The sequence below is a fragment of the Calyptranema fuscum S582 genome (assembly GCF_055793305.1).
The window spans coordinates 55899-70014 of the sequence record NZ_JBSLYH010000019.1 but is presented as its reverse complement, the minus strand read 5'-3'; the positions used below and the strand labels follow the sequence as shown (position 1 = coordinate 70014).

Here is a 14116-nt window from a genome sequence, read left to right as displayed (position 1 = left end):
TGCACAATTGCAGGCACTCAGGTTTCAATCCCCTGAACTATCCAAATCACTTTGAATGAACAGGCTGGAACAATCGTGTAATCACAAGCAAGAACGGCAGGATAGAGTTTGCGTTGACATAACCTTGCTTAATTGCCATTTCTAGATCCACCAGCTTTGTGACTGCTTGGATTAATGATTTGATAGGCATGGTTGCTACCTCTTGTCGCAGGTAGTAAAGCCGATTTGGATTACCCACATTACAGATTTGAGCAATCTCCGTGTTGTTCTTGATTCCGCTTGAAATTGCACTCTTAACCCATAACCAGGTTCTAAATTGGGTTAGTAGCGTAGCAACCAGAACCATCACTGGTTCAGAACGGGCAAGTAATTCATCGATTAGACGCACCACTGCTTCACTTTTCCCATTGCGAACTGCTTCCGCCAGTTGTAAATTACTCTGTGTTTGACAGGGAATTAGACTTTGAACTTCTGCTAGATAAATGGGTTGACCATTCGCGTGAGTTTCTAGCTTACGGAGTTCTGACGCAACCCGGATCATGTCATTGCCGATTGCTTCTGCTAAATATTCAACGACATCTTTGGGTAGTCGTAGTTTCATGCGCTTTGCCTGAGTGGCGATCGCTTCTTCAATTAAATCTGTTCGCCAAGGTGGAATTAATGACAGCTCAAAACACTGACCATACTTAATCAAATGCTTGTAGACTTTCAGGCGCTTATCCACATTCGTTGCCATGAATACAAGCGTTGTAGAATCTGGCACCTGAGCAAGCTGTTGCAAATTCTCTAACTGGGCATCACTCCACTGCTTGAGATTGCAGTCCTCGACGACAACAAGCCGTTTACCGCCACTCAATGAAGGGGTTCGTGCCGCACTTATTGCTTGCTCCAAAGCACTGGCGGGGAAACGGTGATAGCAAAATTCTAACCACTGCGGATCAAGTTCTGATTTGTATTGCTCTAGTTTTTGTCGAATGGCAAACTGATCATCTCCAGTTAACAGAACAATCATCCCGTCCTCCCATTTCTGCTAGCTGTGAGGGTTTTGATCATTATGGTTATTGGCTTCTGGCTCTGAGTAGCTCGCTGAAGCATTCGGGCGATCGCCTGTTGATTCGCCTCAAACTTTGCCAATGAAGCAGGCGCAACCTCCAGGATTGCCTTATTTTCTTGCAACTTGGTCAATCGTGCCTGACTCAGCAACTTCTGAGTTCCTGGCTTAGCAGAGGCAATAACTCGTTGCCAGAGAGTTGATAAATCGGAGGAATTTTGATCTGTGGCTGCTGAAGATGGCTCTATGACTGCTTTATGGTCATGTCCGTTTTTGTCTGCTGACTGCTTTTCACTCGCATAGTTGGAAGCATTTGATCGTAGCAGCGGCATCAAGTTTAACAGACACGTTTCCAGCCAAATAGCCGCGTTGGTGGTATTGCGAAGATAACCTTCTGCCTTCTGCAATTGCGTCAACGATTGATTGAGCGCATCAAAATCCCAGTGAGTGGCGATCGCCCTCAATTGCTTATAGTTGGCAGAACTGGTGAGCAGGTCGGATGCAGTCGGAGCCGATTTGAGAATGAGTAGATCTCGATAGGTTTGGAGTAAGCTGTTGAGAATCAGTTTAGGAGTTTTGCCAGAATCTACCAGTGTTCGTGCCAATTTAAGGATTTGAAATGTATCGTTGGTGGCGATCGCATCGAGTATTGCCAACAGGTCTGTTTCTGTAACTCCACCAGTCATCTCGATTACATGGTTTGCGGTCACAGCTTCACCCAACAGACTAACCTGACCCAAAAGCTGAAGGGCATCTCGCAAGCCTCCCTCAGCAAGACGGGCGATCGCCATTAAAGCATCATCCTCGACAGCGATCGCTTCAGCATTGGCAACCTCTTGCAAGTGTTGGGCAATTGTCTGAATTGAGAGCGCCCGAAAATGAAACACTTGACAGCGACTCACAATGGTGGGCAATACCTTATGCACTTCCGTCGTACAAAGAATGAAGACTACATGGGGTGGTGGCTCCTCAATGGACTTCAGCAGAGCGTTTTGAGACTGGGTGGTTAACATGTGGCTTTCATCAAGCAGGAAGATGCGATAACGCCCCCTGACAGGAGCAAAGCTACTGCGTTCGATTAACGCTCGTGCATCATCCACCCCATTGTTGGAAGCTGCGTCAATCTCGCTGACATCTAAACTGTTACTAGTTTCGATCGAGCGACAAGATTGGCAGGTACCACAGGGTTCATCCGTGGGTCCATCAAAGCTTAAACAGTTGAGAGACTTGGCAAAGATACGTGCAGTAGAGGTTTTACCAGTTCCCCTGGAACCTGTGAAGAGGTATGCCGGAGCAATGTGCATTCGGTCAATGGCATTGGTCAAAGCCGTTTGGACATAGGGTTGTCCAACTAGCTCTGCCAAAATTTTAGGGCGATATTTTTGATGGAGGGCGATGGTCGGCATGGTGATATGAGTTTAATCATCATGGCGATCGCCCCTAGTCAGGGGCAGCTTGCTCTAGAAGGGATAAGTTAAGTGTTTGATGCTCTATACGTCTTATGATCAAAGCCGTTGTTGAATCTTCTCATTCTGTTGAACCGCACCATTCAGCTACTGCAAGTTCACAATCAACAGATCGTTGATGCCATCCTGACGGAGGTGACTGACAAGCACCTTGAGGATGCCAAGACGCTTTGGGAGCCGATCTTGGAAGGAAGCGGTCAAGATGATGAGTATTGGAACTGGGTGGGCAAGAGCCGTCGATCGAAGTTACTCCCAGGTGATGAGTTGTACGGGATAGAGTGCGAGGGTGTCACTCAAGGGCTGATGATGCTCGATGTCTTGAAGAAACGCTGTCAGATTGAATCCCAGTTGCGACGACGGTTGGTATACATTAGTGCTTTGGCAACCGCCCCCTGGAATCGACCTGTCATCACTAACCCTCCAACCTATAAAGGTGTTGGGGGCAATCTGGTAGATTTCGCGATCGTCCGCAGCCACGAACTGGGTTATCAAGGCAGAATCGGGTTACATGCCCTTCCAGGTGCGCTAGGATTTTACAGAAAGCTACGAGTTGGACTGCTCAATTGCGGTCCTGACCCTGAAGAACCTGATAACCTCGTTTACTTCGAGACGCTGAGGATAGACGACCTATGACCCAATCGATTCCCGCCCAGCCAAAAGCCACTTCTGATCAATCAGCGCGCCATCAGCGTCTGCTAGAGCTGATTGAAGCCGAGGACGCTGCTAATGGCGAAGTGGGTTGCGGGCGGGATTTGCGAAAGGGGCTTTCAGGGTATCTCAGTACTCGCGTGGTTGTTCTTGACGATGAGCAATTGAAGAGCCTGTTACGAGAGCACTTAGGGCACATTCTGATGGAGCCGGATTTTGATTCCATTGCAACCCAGATTCAACGTTGGTTTGAATCTTTGGTTGTGCAAACCCGAAATAGTTCTTCGAGTTCTACACCTTTGTTAGATTCAACAAATGTCATAGAGCATATTCCAACGAAGGAACTCAAAGAACTATTTCAACCACAACTTGCTGATTTTTGCTCTGAGGATGCTTTAGAACAACTGATTCAGTGGAGCCATCAGATTATTCACAAAGCAGTACTTCAACCCCGACATACCTGGTCTAAGCCAATATGGGTACTGCGAGGTGAAACCCAGATTTACATTGTTCAGGAAACTGGAATTGAAGCAGCGATCGCCAAAGTCAAGACTCAGCATCCTCAAGAAACAGGAAAATTGGAAGTCATCACAGTTGGAGGTATTTTGGCACCCGATCAGGTGATCTCTCTGGATACAAGCTTGTTTTAACGTTCTTATCCTGAGAGAACCTTTCAGAGTAAGGATAGCGATTGAGTTCAGCGTTTGACCAGTCGTTTATCTAGCGGACTCATTTTTCCTCCGATGCTCCCCGTTCTTCTAATTTTTCTTTCAAATTCTGGCATTCTTTTGCCAATGGAATGCCCAACTCCGTCGCCAACTCCAACGCCTGATGACAATACTGCCGCGCCACCTCGACTTCGCCCAAGGCTTGATGCAGTTCCGCCAACTGTTTGAGGGCTTCGGCTTCACCATCGCGACCACCAATCTCTTGAAAAATCTCCAGAGCTGTCTGATTGTTGGTCAACGACTCTGGATACTGTTCTAGTTTGAGTTGAGTCGCTCCCAGATTGCACAGGGTATTGCCTTCACCGCGCCGATCGCCAATCTCACGCGCGATTGTCAATTTCTGTTGAAGAAAGTCGATTGATCGCTCATACTGCCCCAAATTGTTGTACGCAGTCCCCAGACTGCCCAAAGCATTGCCTTCGCTCCGACGATCGCCAATCTCGCGCGCGATCGTCAAGCGTTGCTGATAGAGGTCGATTGCCCGCTCGTACTGCCCCAAACTGCCGTACGCAATCCCCAGATTGCCTAGGGCATAGCCTTCGCCCCGACGATCACCAATCTCTCGCGCGATCATCAATGGCTGTTGAAGATATTCGATTGACCGTTCGTACTGCCCCAAACTGTCGTACGCAAGCCCCAAATTGCCTAAGGCATAGCCTTCGCCCCGACGATCGCCAATCTCACGCGCCAGGGTCAGCGTTTGTTGAAGATATTCGATTGACCGCTCATACTGCCCCAAATTGTTGTACACAGTCCCCAGATTGCCCAAAGCATTGCCTTCACCTCGTCGATCACCAATCTCACGCGCGATCGTCAATTGCTGTTGAAGATATTCGATTGACCGCTCATACTGCCCCAAATTGTTGTACACAGTCCCCAGATTGCCCAAAGCATTGCCTTCACCTCGTCGATCACCAATCTCACGCGCGATCGCCAGACGTTGCTGGTAGAGGTCGGTTGACCGCTCGTACTGCCCCAGATCTTTGTACGCAAGCCCCAAATTGCCTAGGGCATTGCCTTCGCCTTGGCGATCACCAAATTCCCGCGTGATCGTCAGGTGTTGCTGATAAAAGTTGATCGCCCGCTCATACTGCCCCAGACTGTAGTATGCACCTCCCAAATTGCCTAGGGCATTGCCTTCACCTCGCCGATCGCCAATTCTCTGCGCCAAGATCAGCGTTTGTTGAAGATATTCGATTGATTCAGCATATTGTCCCAACTCTTGAAAAACGCTACCCAAGTTGTTGAGCGCTTTCCATTGTCCTTGCTTGTCATCAATTTCTTTAGCTAATGCCAGACTTTGCTGATAACGCAGAATCGCTTGAGGGTAATTGCTGAGGCAGTAGTAGGCATTACCTAGACCCTTTTGGCAAGCCACTTCATCCAATGTTTGTAAGTGCCCCGTCAAGCGACGGTAAACAACCAGCATTTCCTGATAATTGCCCCAGGTTTGCAGTTGAAGTCCGATTTGCTGGTCTAGCAAGATTGTTTTAGCAGCATCCCAATTCTCAACTTCACAGTAGTGTTCAAACGCTTCCAAATAGCCACGCACCGTTTCCAGGTTCGAGGCATCGGATGCAGGTTCATAGGCTGTTAGCCAGAGGTGGGCAGCTTTAAGTTCCGACTGATGCCACATTTGAGTATCAGCCTTGAGCAGATCATAGGCAACAGCCCGAACAAGGTTATGTTGGCGAATCAAAAACTGATTTTGGTGGATACCTTCTCGTTCTACTAGAGCACGTTCATTCAATACCTGATAACCCTGCTGCCGTCGTTGGGATGGAGGCTCTTCAAACAGCGACAGCCAAAAAGTTTCAGGGACAGGACGGCGATATACCGAACTACGACAGAGCAAATCCAACGCATCAGTAGGTAACCGCTTCAGCGACATTTCCACTCGACGGCGAACTCGCCTTTGCAGTGCTTGATTGTAGAGTTCTAGGCTAACCCGCTCAACTTCTAGCTCCCGTGCGACCTGTTCAAACTCATTGCCATAGCGTTCCCAGTACGTTGCCACATTGCCATCAAACGGCAAAGCCAGAATTTCTTTGGCAATTACCTGCAACACCAACGGATGACCTTCATATACTTGTCCAATTCGCTGCAAAGGGCTTGAACTGGTATCATCTACATGCAAGCCATTCTTAGCAAATAGTTCTAGATGTTCATTAGGCTGCTGATCATCCTGCTGATTCGCCAATAATCCCTGTAAAGTAATGAGCTGCCAAAGATTGGGATAGCGATCCTCCCATTCCGCCAATGAACTTGGCAAAGCTTGCGCTGTAAACACCAATCGACTCACAAAATCTGGCTCTGTTAAACAACGCTGAAGAAATGTAACCCAGTAATGATCGGCAAATACTGTCTCAGTCTGCTGTTCAGGATCGAGCAATCGCTCTAGTGAGTCCACCTGAAGCCAATAGCGATTACCTTTCAGTTTTCGTAATAGCCGCTCCGTCAACCGTTTTGGGTCATTACGTTCCTGTGGATCGAGTTCTACATCACCCAACTTCGCCAGTATATCCGCCACAACCGAGATAAACTCTGGGCTTTGCCCCTCCAAAATCTCCAGATACAGCCATCGGAATGAAGGATCACCCTCCCAAGCTTGGCTGGCGAGACATTCTCCTAGTGCCGTCTTCCCGATCCCCGAAATACCCGTAATCCACAGGACTCTTGCCTGCCCTTGTAGTTTAGGCAAGCATTCATCAATGATCGCCTTACGCCCTACCCAAGTTTGAGGATTGTAGATCGATAACAGCGGCTGCTTCGGTATCAGTTCGCCCAATTTCCAGCGTTTTTCCAACGCTCCTTCAAAACTAGTTTTGCTGACTTTCTGCCCTAAAGCTTTGGAAAGCAAGCCCCACAGTTTCTGTCCCTCATTTTTGATGTGTTGGGGCGCATAGCCTTCCATTCGCTCATAGCCCTTACCTGCCAGGGATTCACGCAAAATTAGGCGCTGAATATCCGTCAAAGGGTTGCCAGCGTGAGCAAGCAGCACTTCATCAGCAACCTGGATGGCTTCTTCTGGGGTCATGACTTACCGCAAGATGTTGGACAGAAAAATCATCTCAATCATAACCTTACTTTTTCGGAACTTCTCGTAACGACAGTGGTGGTAGGGGTTGCGAGAATTGGAGCATCCAGTTCACAAGGTAATTCAAATGAATCAGCAACAGCCCACCTTAACCCATCAAGCCATTTCGCAGATTGCTCCTATCGATCCCACGCCCATCAGTCAATCTGAATCCCCAACAGCGGTGATTCTAGCAATCGCCATCCTGATTTCAATTCTGGTCAGCGGCATCACTGGATTAGTACGGGTCCTTGTGGCAACTCGATCGTATCGTTAGAGTGTCTGGAGCGATCGTGCTTTAGGAAAGGTGCGATCGCTCCAAATTGAGTTCTATGGTCTTGACAAGTCAGCTTTCATCATGCCCTGTAATGCTCCGCTAAAGGTGAGTAGCCAGAATCTTTCCGCTCATTTTCAGTTCGCTACTGAGATGATTAATTGTAATATTAAGCACACTGTAACAACTTACTCCGGCTGCTTATAGAGAGGAAAGAGAAAGTGACGCATATCCATCTCTAGTTCTGGATTGGTGAAATCCCCAGCAGGAACCAGCATTACTGGATAGTCTGGTTGCTTCAAATGCATCTTGATTCCAGAGCTAGGAATGGCTTTAACTGCTTCTCCCAGATACTTAAGATTGAATTGGATATTCAATGTCATATCTGTCGGGATATGAGCACTAATTGTTTCATCACCCTTGCCAAACTCTCGCTCGATCGAAAGATGAATCTGTTGTGTCGTTCCATCAAATCGAAACTGAATCCCTCTCTCCTTTTTGTCAGTCAGTACTGACAACCGCTCCAATGCTTTGAGTAATGCTGATTTCTCCAGCACTACTTCCTTGTCAAAGCTGTATCGTGATAACAACTGCTCACAGTCTGGATATTGTCCTTCAATACACTGGCAGCTCAAAATAATATCCTGCCATGCAAAACTTGCACGGGTTGCTTGAGCGTCGTACAGCAATTGGATTGCGTCAACTGAATCAGCGAGATTACGAATGAGTTCCTTCAGTGCTTTACCAGGTATTGGAAATTGAGTGAGTTCATCCGTTCCCGATCGCTTGCGCCGCTGTCTACCAATCCCCTCTGTCGATACTTCAGCGATCGCTACTCGATGCCCATCTGTTGCAACAAATTTCAGTGCATTTTGCCTAATCTGAATGTAAACGCCTGTCAAAATGCGCTTAGTTTCATCCGTACTAATTGCATACAGCACACCCTTCAGCCCTTCTCTAAGAATATTAGTCGGTAGGGAAACAGGAGTCGCTTTGGGTATTGTAATCGGCGGAAACTCGTCAGCCGGAATTCCTCGGATTTCATAGTTGCCATCTGCATCGGACAAGGTAATCGAGCAAGTTTTGATGGGTTGCTCCTCTCCAGATATAGGTTGTGTAGTCTGCATCTGACTGTTGAGGTTGATGCTACCCGTTGGAAACTGCTTGACCATTCCTGAAAGCATCTCAACCGGCACCGTAATCTCACTACCCAAAAGCACCTGAGCTTCAAAGCTTGCCTGAATGGTCATCGCCAAATCAGTTACAGTCAGATGAATCTGTTGAGCGTCAGCATCTGCCACTACCAACACATTTGCCAGTACTGGATGACTGGGTTTTGTTGGAGCTGCACAACTTGCGATCGCCAGCGCATCATGGAACTGACTTTGAGAACAAATTACTTGCATTCCTTGCTCAGTTGCAGAGGTGTCCTTTGGCTGAGATCTGGCTGCCCGTCTTCGCGATGACTTCTTCGGCACAGGCTCTGCCGATACTTCAAGCTCAGCGGAATTTTTAGGCTCATCAACCGCTGCTTCGGCTTCACTCACCTCGGATGTGTCGGTAGGTTGCTCTAGAGAGGTGAGTGTCTCAGGAAACCGCTGTGCAATCGCCGCTTTAGAAGTTGGTTGCTCAGTCTGCTTTTTTTGCTTTGCAACCGTGTCCCTCGATCGTTGTAATACTTGAGTCATAATCAGTGTCTCTGGTTGAATGGTCGTCGAAGGATGCCTGCGTTAGCAGATGAAAACTGCCAGAGACCTTATGAATCAGGCTTCTTGGCGGAATGATAAAACTTATTAGGGTACAGCACGGAGCCAAAATGCTTTTAAGTATTCCCTAAGTAAATAAGGTTGTTGGAAGCAGACCAGCATGGGTGAACCCGATCGATGTCTTCTAGCAGTTGGTTTTAATTAGGGAATACTTTTAGATATTTTTGTCCAAAGATATTCCCTAATTAAAGTCTTAGGGCACAACCAGAATCCGACGACGCGCACGGCTGGCTCCGACATACCATAAGCGATTGTGCTCCCTTATCTTTGCCAACAAGTCTTTTGCCGTATCACCACGCTCAGGGTTAAGCCGTTTACTTAAATCCTGACCATCAACGCCACATTCCAGAAATGTACTGCCCTGGCTGTTGTGGACTGTGATTGCAAAGCAATTTCGCACGTTGGCAAACTGCTCCAGGTGTCGGTAATAGTCGCGCCAAAGAAATGGATTGCATTTGGCGATCGCCATTAGCCGACGAGCTTCTACATCAAATCGGTTCTGCTCATCTTCATGCAAAGCGTAGATTTGCCGCACGATACCATCATCAGTTGCAACCTTTAGCCTCCAAGCTTTGTAATTGCTGTAGCGATCTTCTGAAAATTCTTGAATCGTGAATTCAGTTGAAGTTGAGAGGATGATCGCTTTACCATCCGGAGCTAAAACCGGATCGCGCGTGATCAGCCGTTCACCGGGAAGAAACCGAGTGGTAGTCTTGCCATACAAATGATTACGAATCTGCTGGTTATAGTAATCCACTTGAGCATTGGTCCAGCAGAGAATCCTGAAACAATCAGGGTTTTGTGTGAATTCCCTGGAGATTTTCTTGAACGCATATCTGAGGAGCGATCGTCGCTTCACTAGCAACGAACCGTTACTCTTATCCGTTAGATATTTTGCAAATGGCTCAAAGGGTACTTTGCTTTTAGTTACTGCATAACGGCAAGCCGTGATGAACTCCAACAGCGGACTATCCGTGCCTTGACGCACCACTTGAGTCAACATAGCTTTATTGGGTATGTTGAAAGCTGGCGATCGCCCTTCATTCACTGGGTTGAGCTGAGCCGGATCACCCATCAAAATCATTTTGAACGGGTGCCACGTTGACGTTCTTTTAGATGCCTCCTCAATCCAGTGCCAGAGCTGCTCACCAATCATGGAACACTCATCAATGAACACTATATCGAACAGTCCAATGTATGACGTTCCGGTTGGTGCCAACACTTTTTCGTTACCTCTGGAAACCATCCCCAGCCCTAGCAATTGGTGGATGGTAAAGAAGTCCACGCCAGTCACACCGTTCTCCAGCGCCATTCGTTGCAACACACCAACAGCCTTATTGGTGGGGGCAGTTAAAACCACTCGTTTCCCCTGGCTGACCAAAACTTTAATCAATTGGAATACGATGGTACTTTTTCCAGTTCCGGCGTAGCCAACCAACAGAAACAGCGCAGCCGCGACCGTCGGTTGCAGAAATGTCCACATCGCGTCCAGTGCTTTATACTGCTGCTCAGTCAGTTGAAACGGAAAAGAGACAGCCGGGGAGGAAGCAGGAAGGGTTTGCATCATAACAACTCCGCTAATTTCATCCACAAATCGGCTTGGTACAGCGGTAGCTGGTTATTTTGGTCTTCTCGAAGTTCGCAACACAAAGATCGCACTTCCGAGTCGCGCTATGTTGCTCTCCAATGTTGACCGATCGAGGGATGCAAACTTAAAACATGATTCAGAGGTACCAATGGTTTTTGTCCACCTGGCTAGTTCTCTTATACAACAGTTGGCAGATCAATCCGTTTCTTATACAAGAGATCTAGAGAGCTATTGAGATTCTCAATCAGAATTTAAATTCTGTGGTATCTCTTATATAAGCGATCATGGGTAACTATGAACACCGATAAGGAAAAGCGGAGCCGTAAGGGGCAGGGACAGTATTATGCAGAGCCTAAAAAGCCAACAATGATTGGTCTTACTCCCACAGCGGTTGAACAACTGGATGAGCTTGCCGCAGAGTTTCAGCTTTCTCGATCTGAGTTTGTCGAACAGATTGCCCGGCGGTTGATCCCAGTTGGAGCATCTGTTACTACTCATTAAGTTACCAGGATTCAGGTTCTTACCAATTGTGTGCGAAGGAGCAACAATGTCTCGTCAAGCGAACTGCAACATGCGTGATCCAACCAATGCTTCAGATCAAAGAACACCAAGGTCTCGTCTTGGCGGGTGAAACCTTGGTGTTCTCGATGTTTTTTTGTTATAGCCAGAGCGACCATATTAAATATGTGCCTTCCGGGCTGGATTGGTTGCCGCCTCTCCACGCTTTTGCATCATAGCAAATTGCCATGCGGCTGAAAAGACACATCGGTTCTGAAACTGAAAGAACTGATAGAATGGCGTTTCTGGCTCCGAGTAATCTCTTTAACTTTCGTGAGCCCTTATGAAACAAGCCGGAACTCCTGGGAATGACATTCCACTGGCGATCGCCGCGATCGAAGTGGATGTCGTAGCCTCAGAAACAGAAACCAAAAAAGCTGCCACAACTAAACCAAAGCGTAGAGGGCGTTATAACTCTTTTGAACGTCCACCAACCCATGCTGATCTATTCCCTAACGGCGAAACCGATCGCATGGCTTCTAACAAAGTCATTTGGGAAGGTTGCAATATTCTTTCTCAAGGAAGGGATATTGGTTGGGTCGAAGCAGGTCCAGGATCACCCTACTACGAAAGCAGCGTTGCTAAGGGTAAAGGTTACCTCTCCTTCTGGATTACGAATGAACTACACGTCAAACATCCAACTGTGCTAGAAGAGGAAGCTGCTCTGGCATTGATCGATCAGTTTGACATCCGGGCTGCATGCTTGCATCTGATTTATGCCGCTTACGCCACTCAACTAGAACGTCCCTGGGAGCAACAGTTTGTTCTGAACGATCGCCAGCTTGAGCGCTATCTCGGTCTGGATAAAAACAAGAAGCTCAATAAGCAGCAGAAGCTAGAGCTGTTGCTGGAGCTGGCAAAACAGCCCTGTCATTTACTGGTGTATGTCTCCTGGCCCGAAAAAGGAAAGGTAAAGTCTTTCAGCGTTAGCCGCACCTGGCTTTGGGAGATTTCAGAACCCATTTTGCACTTCCAGGAAGACCTGATGGGCAACTCTGAGATGGTGGGTTTCACCCTGCAAGTCAAGGCAGGCAACTGGGCGCAGTATTTTCTCAATCCCAGCCGATGTAAAGATGGTAATGGCTATTACGAATACGGCATCTTGTCCCAGTCCATTCTGCAAGACTTGATGACCATCTGGTATAACCACGAGGGAGCTGCACGGCTCATTCTCTGGCTATTATTCAAAACGAAGGTCGGGAATGGACCTGTCCGAGCTGGCACTCTATTCAAGGTGGCATTTGGCACAGAGAAGGTGGAGCAAGCCAGGAAAGCTTCTGCTCCCCGTAAACGCCTGGTTTCTCAGTGGAAAACTACCCTGAAAGTGTTGGATGAACAGGGCTGGAAGTTTACGTTTGATCTGGCAACTTATCCACCTCAGTACCTGCCTGACCTGCCTGACCTATTGCCTTTAACTGACATTCCCGATGATCCCGAACAGGCAGCCGAGTTCTGGTTAGAGGATGGGGCTAAGGGAGAGGGCGATCGCCTCACCGATACTGTAAAGCGACCCTATGGTGGTTTTGAGCAGTTGCTCACAGCCCGAATGGTTGTACAACCACCAGAGGAAATTTCCAGGAAGTTAGAGGAGCTAAAGGAATCACGCCCAGTACGCAGCATTTCCGCAGGGGAAGCAATATCCAAGCTAGCCTTAGAGGCTGAACCTTCATCACCAGCGTCAGTTAAATCGCGGTCTCGCAAGTCTGAACGGCGCTTACTGTCTCCTGAACCATCTAACCAGTTGCCTGAAACCACTAAGCCAACTGAACGGATTGATTCGGGAGAGAAGTTGAAGGCGCTGAGGCTAACCAGAGGCATGACTCAAAGTGTCCTCGCCGCTAAGATTGGCAAGAGTACAAGTTGGGTCAAACTGGTTGAAACCGGCAGACGCAGCATTACGCCGGAGGATCAAACAGTACTACTGACTGTTCTTCAAGCCACAATGTAGGCGCTAAAGGCATCTGTAACCTTTGGCAGTCCGACAAGGTTACATTGTGGTTACACTGCGACAGAACTGAACGCTAAATCTGGGGGTTTAGTTGATTAACCTTGCATTATAGGTAGAGTTCCAACTTTCGATCGCATCTTTGAAAAACTTCCAAAAAGCTTGCGGGAGCGGAGATCCAGATCCTACTGACAGGTGCTGCTGCAAGTCAGTTCAAAAACGGCTTTCAATACCCCAGGATTAGACTGAAGGTTACAAACAGCTTACTGAATGGAACGTACTGCAACTGGGTTAAAACTCTTGCGTAGATACCATTTGAAGGAGTTTTCAGGCAAACTCGAACCTTGGAAACAAACCCGTAGTCAAAGTAGAAATACCGTAGGGTTAACCAGAAGGTTACAAGCCAGTATTTTTTAGAAATACCCTTAGCTAACTCCAAAAGTTACAACACGAATTGAAACCATAGAGTATCCCCAGGCTAGCCCTAAAAGTTACAGTAGAAGGGTTACATCATGGGTTCGCCAGAATCACCCTAAGGCTATCCTAAAAGTTACGTTGGAGGAGCCAGGGTTACAAAATACCCCAGGGTCAGACAGAAGGTTACAAGCGAGTTTTGAAGAAATATCGTAGGGCAGGACCAATAGTTACAGAGAGAGGGTTACAAAATACCCCAGGATTGAGCTGAAGGTTACAGTAGGGACAAGATTTGCCATAAATACCGTTGGCCAGTTCCAATAGTTACAAATATCCAGGTAGCGATCGTTTTGTAACCATTGGGCTAATTTCTCAAAAGCCTTATTTTTCAGATCATTCAGCGATTCGCTTCTCCCGTTACAAACCCAACTCCTTTCAAAGGTTACAAGGAAATACCCCAGGGTTGCTTAGAAAATACCCCCGGTCTGTCCCAAAAACACCCTCTGCTAATTCCAAAAGTTACAGGAAAAATCTTGAAACGCCTATCCAGTAAGCGTTTTAGATTTTGGTTACACATCTGATCATTCTAATGATCTTGATCC

Annotated in this window: 10 protein-coding genes; 5 read left to right on the top strand and 5 right to left on the bottom strand. The window is 47.5% G+C overall.

Annotation, left to right across the window (positions count from 1 at the left end; genetic code table 11):
* Positions 1 to 46: 46 nt before the first annotated feature.
* Both holA and dnaX read right to left on the bottom strand, forming a co-directional pair.
* On the bottom strand, positions 47 to 1012 hold the full coding sequence (gene holA, locus ACR6Z4_RS14620) for a DNA polymerase III subunit delta (RefSeq protein ID WP_479718028.1): 966 nt from the start codon (positions 1010 to 1012) through the stop codon (positions 47 to 49).
* A complete protein-coding gene (gene dnaX, locus ACR6Z4_RS14615) occupies positions 1009 to 2457 on the bottom strand; it encodes a DNA polymerase III subunit gamma/tau (protein WP_479718027.1) in 1449 nt (482 codons plus the stop codon). Before dnaX ends, holA begins: the two co-directional genes overlap by 4 nt.
* Before the next feature lie 108 nt (positions 2458 to 2565).
* Between dnaX and ACR6Z4_RS14610 the strand changes: the two genes are divergently transcribed.
* On the top strand, positions 2566 to 3150 hold the full coding sequence (locus ACR6Z4_RS14610) for a hypothetical protein (protein ID WP_479718026.1): 585 nt from the start codon (positions 2566 to 2568) through the stop codon (positions 3148 to 3150).
* The gene (locus ACR6Z4_RS14605) at positions 3147 to 3815 is read left to right on the top strand and encodes a hypothetical protein (protein ID WP_479718025.1); all 669 of its coding nucleotides are present in this window, start codon (positions 3147 to 3149) and stop codon (positions 3813 to 3815) included. The genes ACR6Z4_RS14610 and ACR6Z4_RS14605 overlap by 4 nt, the downstream gene beginning before the upstream one ends.
* A gap of 79 nt (positions 3816 to 3894) precedes the next feature.
* On the opposite strand, the gene ACR6Z4_RS14600 is transcribed toward ACR6Z4_RS14605, so the two are convergent.
* A complete protein-coding gene (locus ACR6Z4_RS14600) occupies positions 3895 to 6930 on the bottom strand; it encodes a tetratricopeptide repeat protein (RefSeq protein WP_479718024.1) in 3036 nt (1011 codons plus the stop codon).
* Positions 6931 to 7057: 127 nt separating this feature from the next.
* Between ACR6Z4_RS14600 and ACR6Z4_RS14595 the strand changes: the two genes are divergently transcribed.
* Positions 7058 to 7246: a hypothetical protein gene (locus ACR6Z4_RS14595; RefSeq protein ID WP_479718023.1), complete on the top strand. Its 189-nt coding sequence runs from the start codon at positions 7058 to 7060 to the stop codon at positions 7244 to 7246.
* A 185-nt stretch (positions 7247 to 7431) separates the two neighbouring features.
* Here the strand turns inward: ACR6Z4_RS14595 and dnaN are convergent, their stop codons facing one another.
* Entirely contained in the window at positions 7432 to 8931 is a 1500-nt protein-coding gene (gene dnaN, locus ACR6Z4_RS14590; RefSeq protein ID WP_479718022.1) for a DNA polymerase III subunit beta, read from the bottom strand.
* 271 nt (positions 8932 to 9202) lie between these two features.
* Positions 9203 to 10576, bottom strand: coding sequence for an ATP-dependent DNA helicase (locus ACR6Z4_RS14585; protein ID WP_479718021.1), 1374 nt, complete (start codon positions 10574 to 10576; stop codon positions 9203 to 9205).
* A 315-nt stretch (positions 10577 to 10891) separates the two neighbouring features.
* Here ACR6Z4_RS14585 and ACR6Z4_RS14580 point away from each other — a divergent pair, with 315 nt between their 5' ends.
* A complete protein-coding gene (locus ACR6Z4_RS14580; protein ID WP_479718020.1) occupies positions 10892 to 11098 on the top strand; it encodes a ribbon-helix-helix protein, CopG family in 207 nt (68 codons plus the stop codon).
* A 340-nt stretch (positions 11099 to 11438) separates the two neighbouring features.
* The gene (locus tag ACR6Z4_RS14575) at positions 11439 to 13103 is read left to right on the top strand and encodes a helix-turn-helix domain-containing protein (RefSeq protein ID WP_479718019.1); all 1665 of its coding nucleotides are present in this window, start codon (positions 11439 to 11441) and stop codon (positions 13101 to 13103) included.
* Positions 13104 to 14116: the final 1013 nt, after the last annotated feature.

Excerpts from the sequence above, each read along its gene's own strand:
- holA (WP_479718028.1), bottom strand. The coding sequence starts at position 1,012 with ATGATTGTTCTGTTAACTGGAGATGATCAGTTTGCCATTCGACAAAAA.
- dnaX (WP_479718027.1), bottom strand. The coding sequence starts at position 2,457 with ATGCCGACCATCGCCCTCCATCAAAAATATCGCCCTAAAATTTTGGCA.
- ACR6Z4_RS14605 (WP_479718025.1), top strand. The coding sequence starts at position 3,147 with ATGACCCAATCGATTCCCGCCCAGCCAAAAGCCACTTCTGATCAATCA.
- ACR6Z4_RS14600 (WP_479718024.1), bottom strand. The coding sequence starts at position 6,930 with ATGACCCCAGAAGAAGCCATCCAGGTTGCTGATGAAGTGCTGCTTGCT.
- ACR6Z4_RS14595 (WP_479718023.1), top strand. The coding sequence starts at position 7,058 with ATGAATCAGCAACAGCCCACCTTAACCCATCAAGCCATTTCGCAGATT.
- dnaN (WP_479718022.1), bottom strand. The coding sequence starts at position 8,931 with ATGACTCAAGTATTACAACGATCGAGGGACACGGTTGCAAAGCAAAAA.
- ACR6Z4_RS14585 (WP_479718021.1), bottom strand. The coding sequence starts at position 10,576 with ATGATGCAAACCCTTCCTGCTTCCTCCCCGGCTGTCTCTTTTCCGTTT.
- ACR6Z4_RS14580 (WP_479718020.1), top strand. The coding sequence starts at position 10,892 with ATGAACACCGATAAGGAAAAGCGGAGCCGTAAGGGGCAGGGACAGTAT.
- ACR6Z4_RS14575 (WP_479718019.1), top strand. The coding sequence starts at position 11,439 with ATGAAACAAGCCGGAACTCCTGGGAATGACATTCCACTGGCGATCGCC.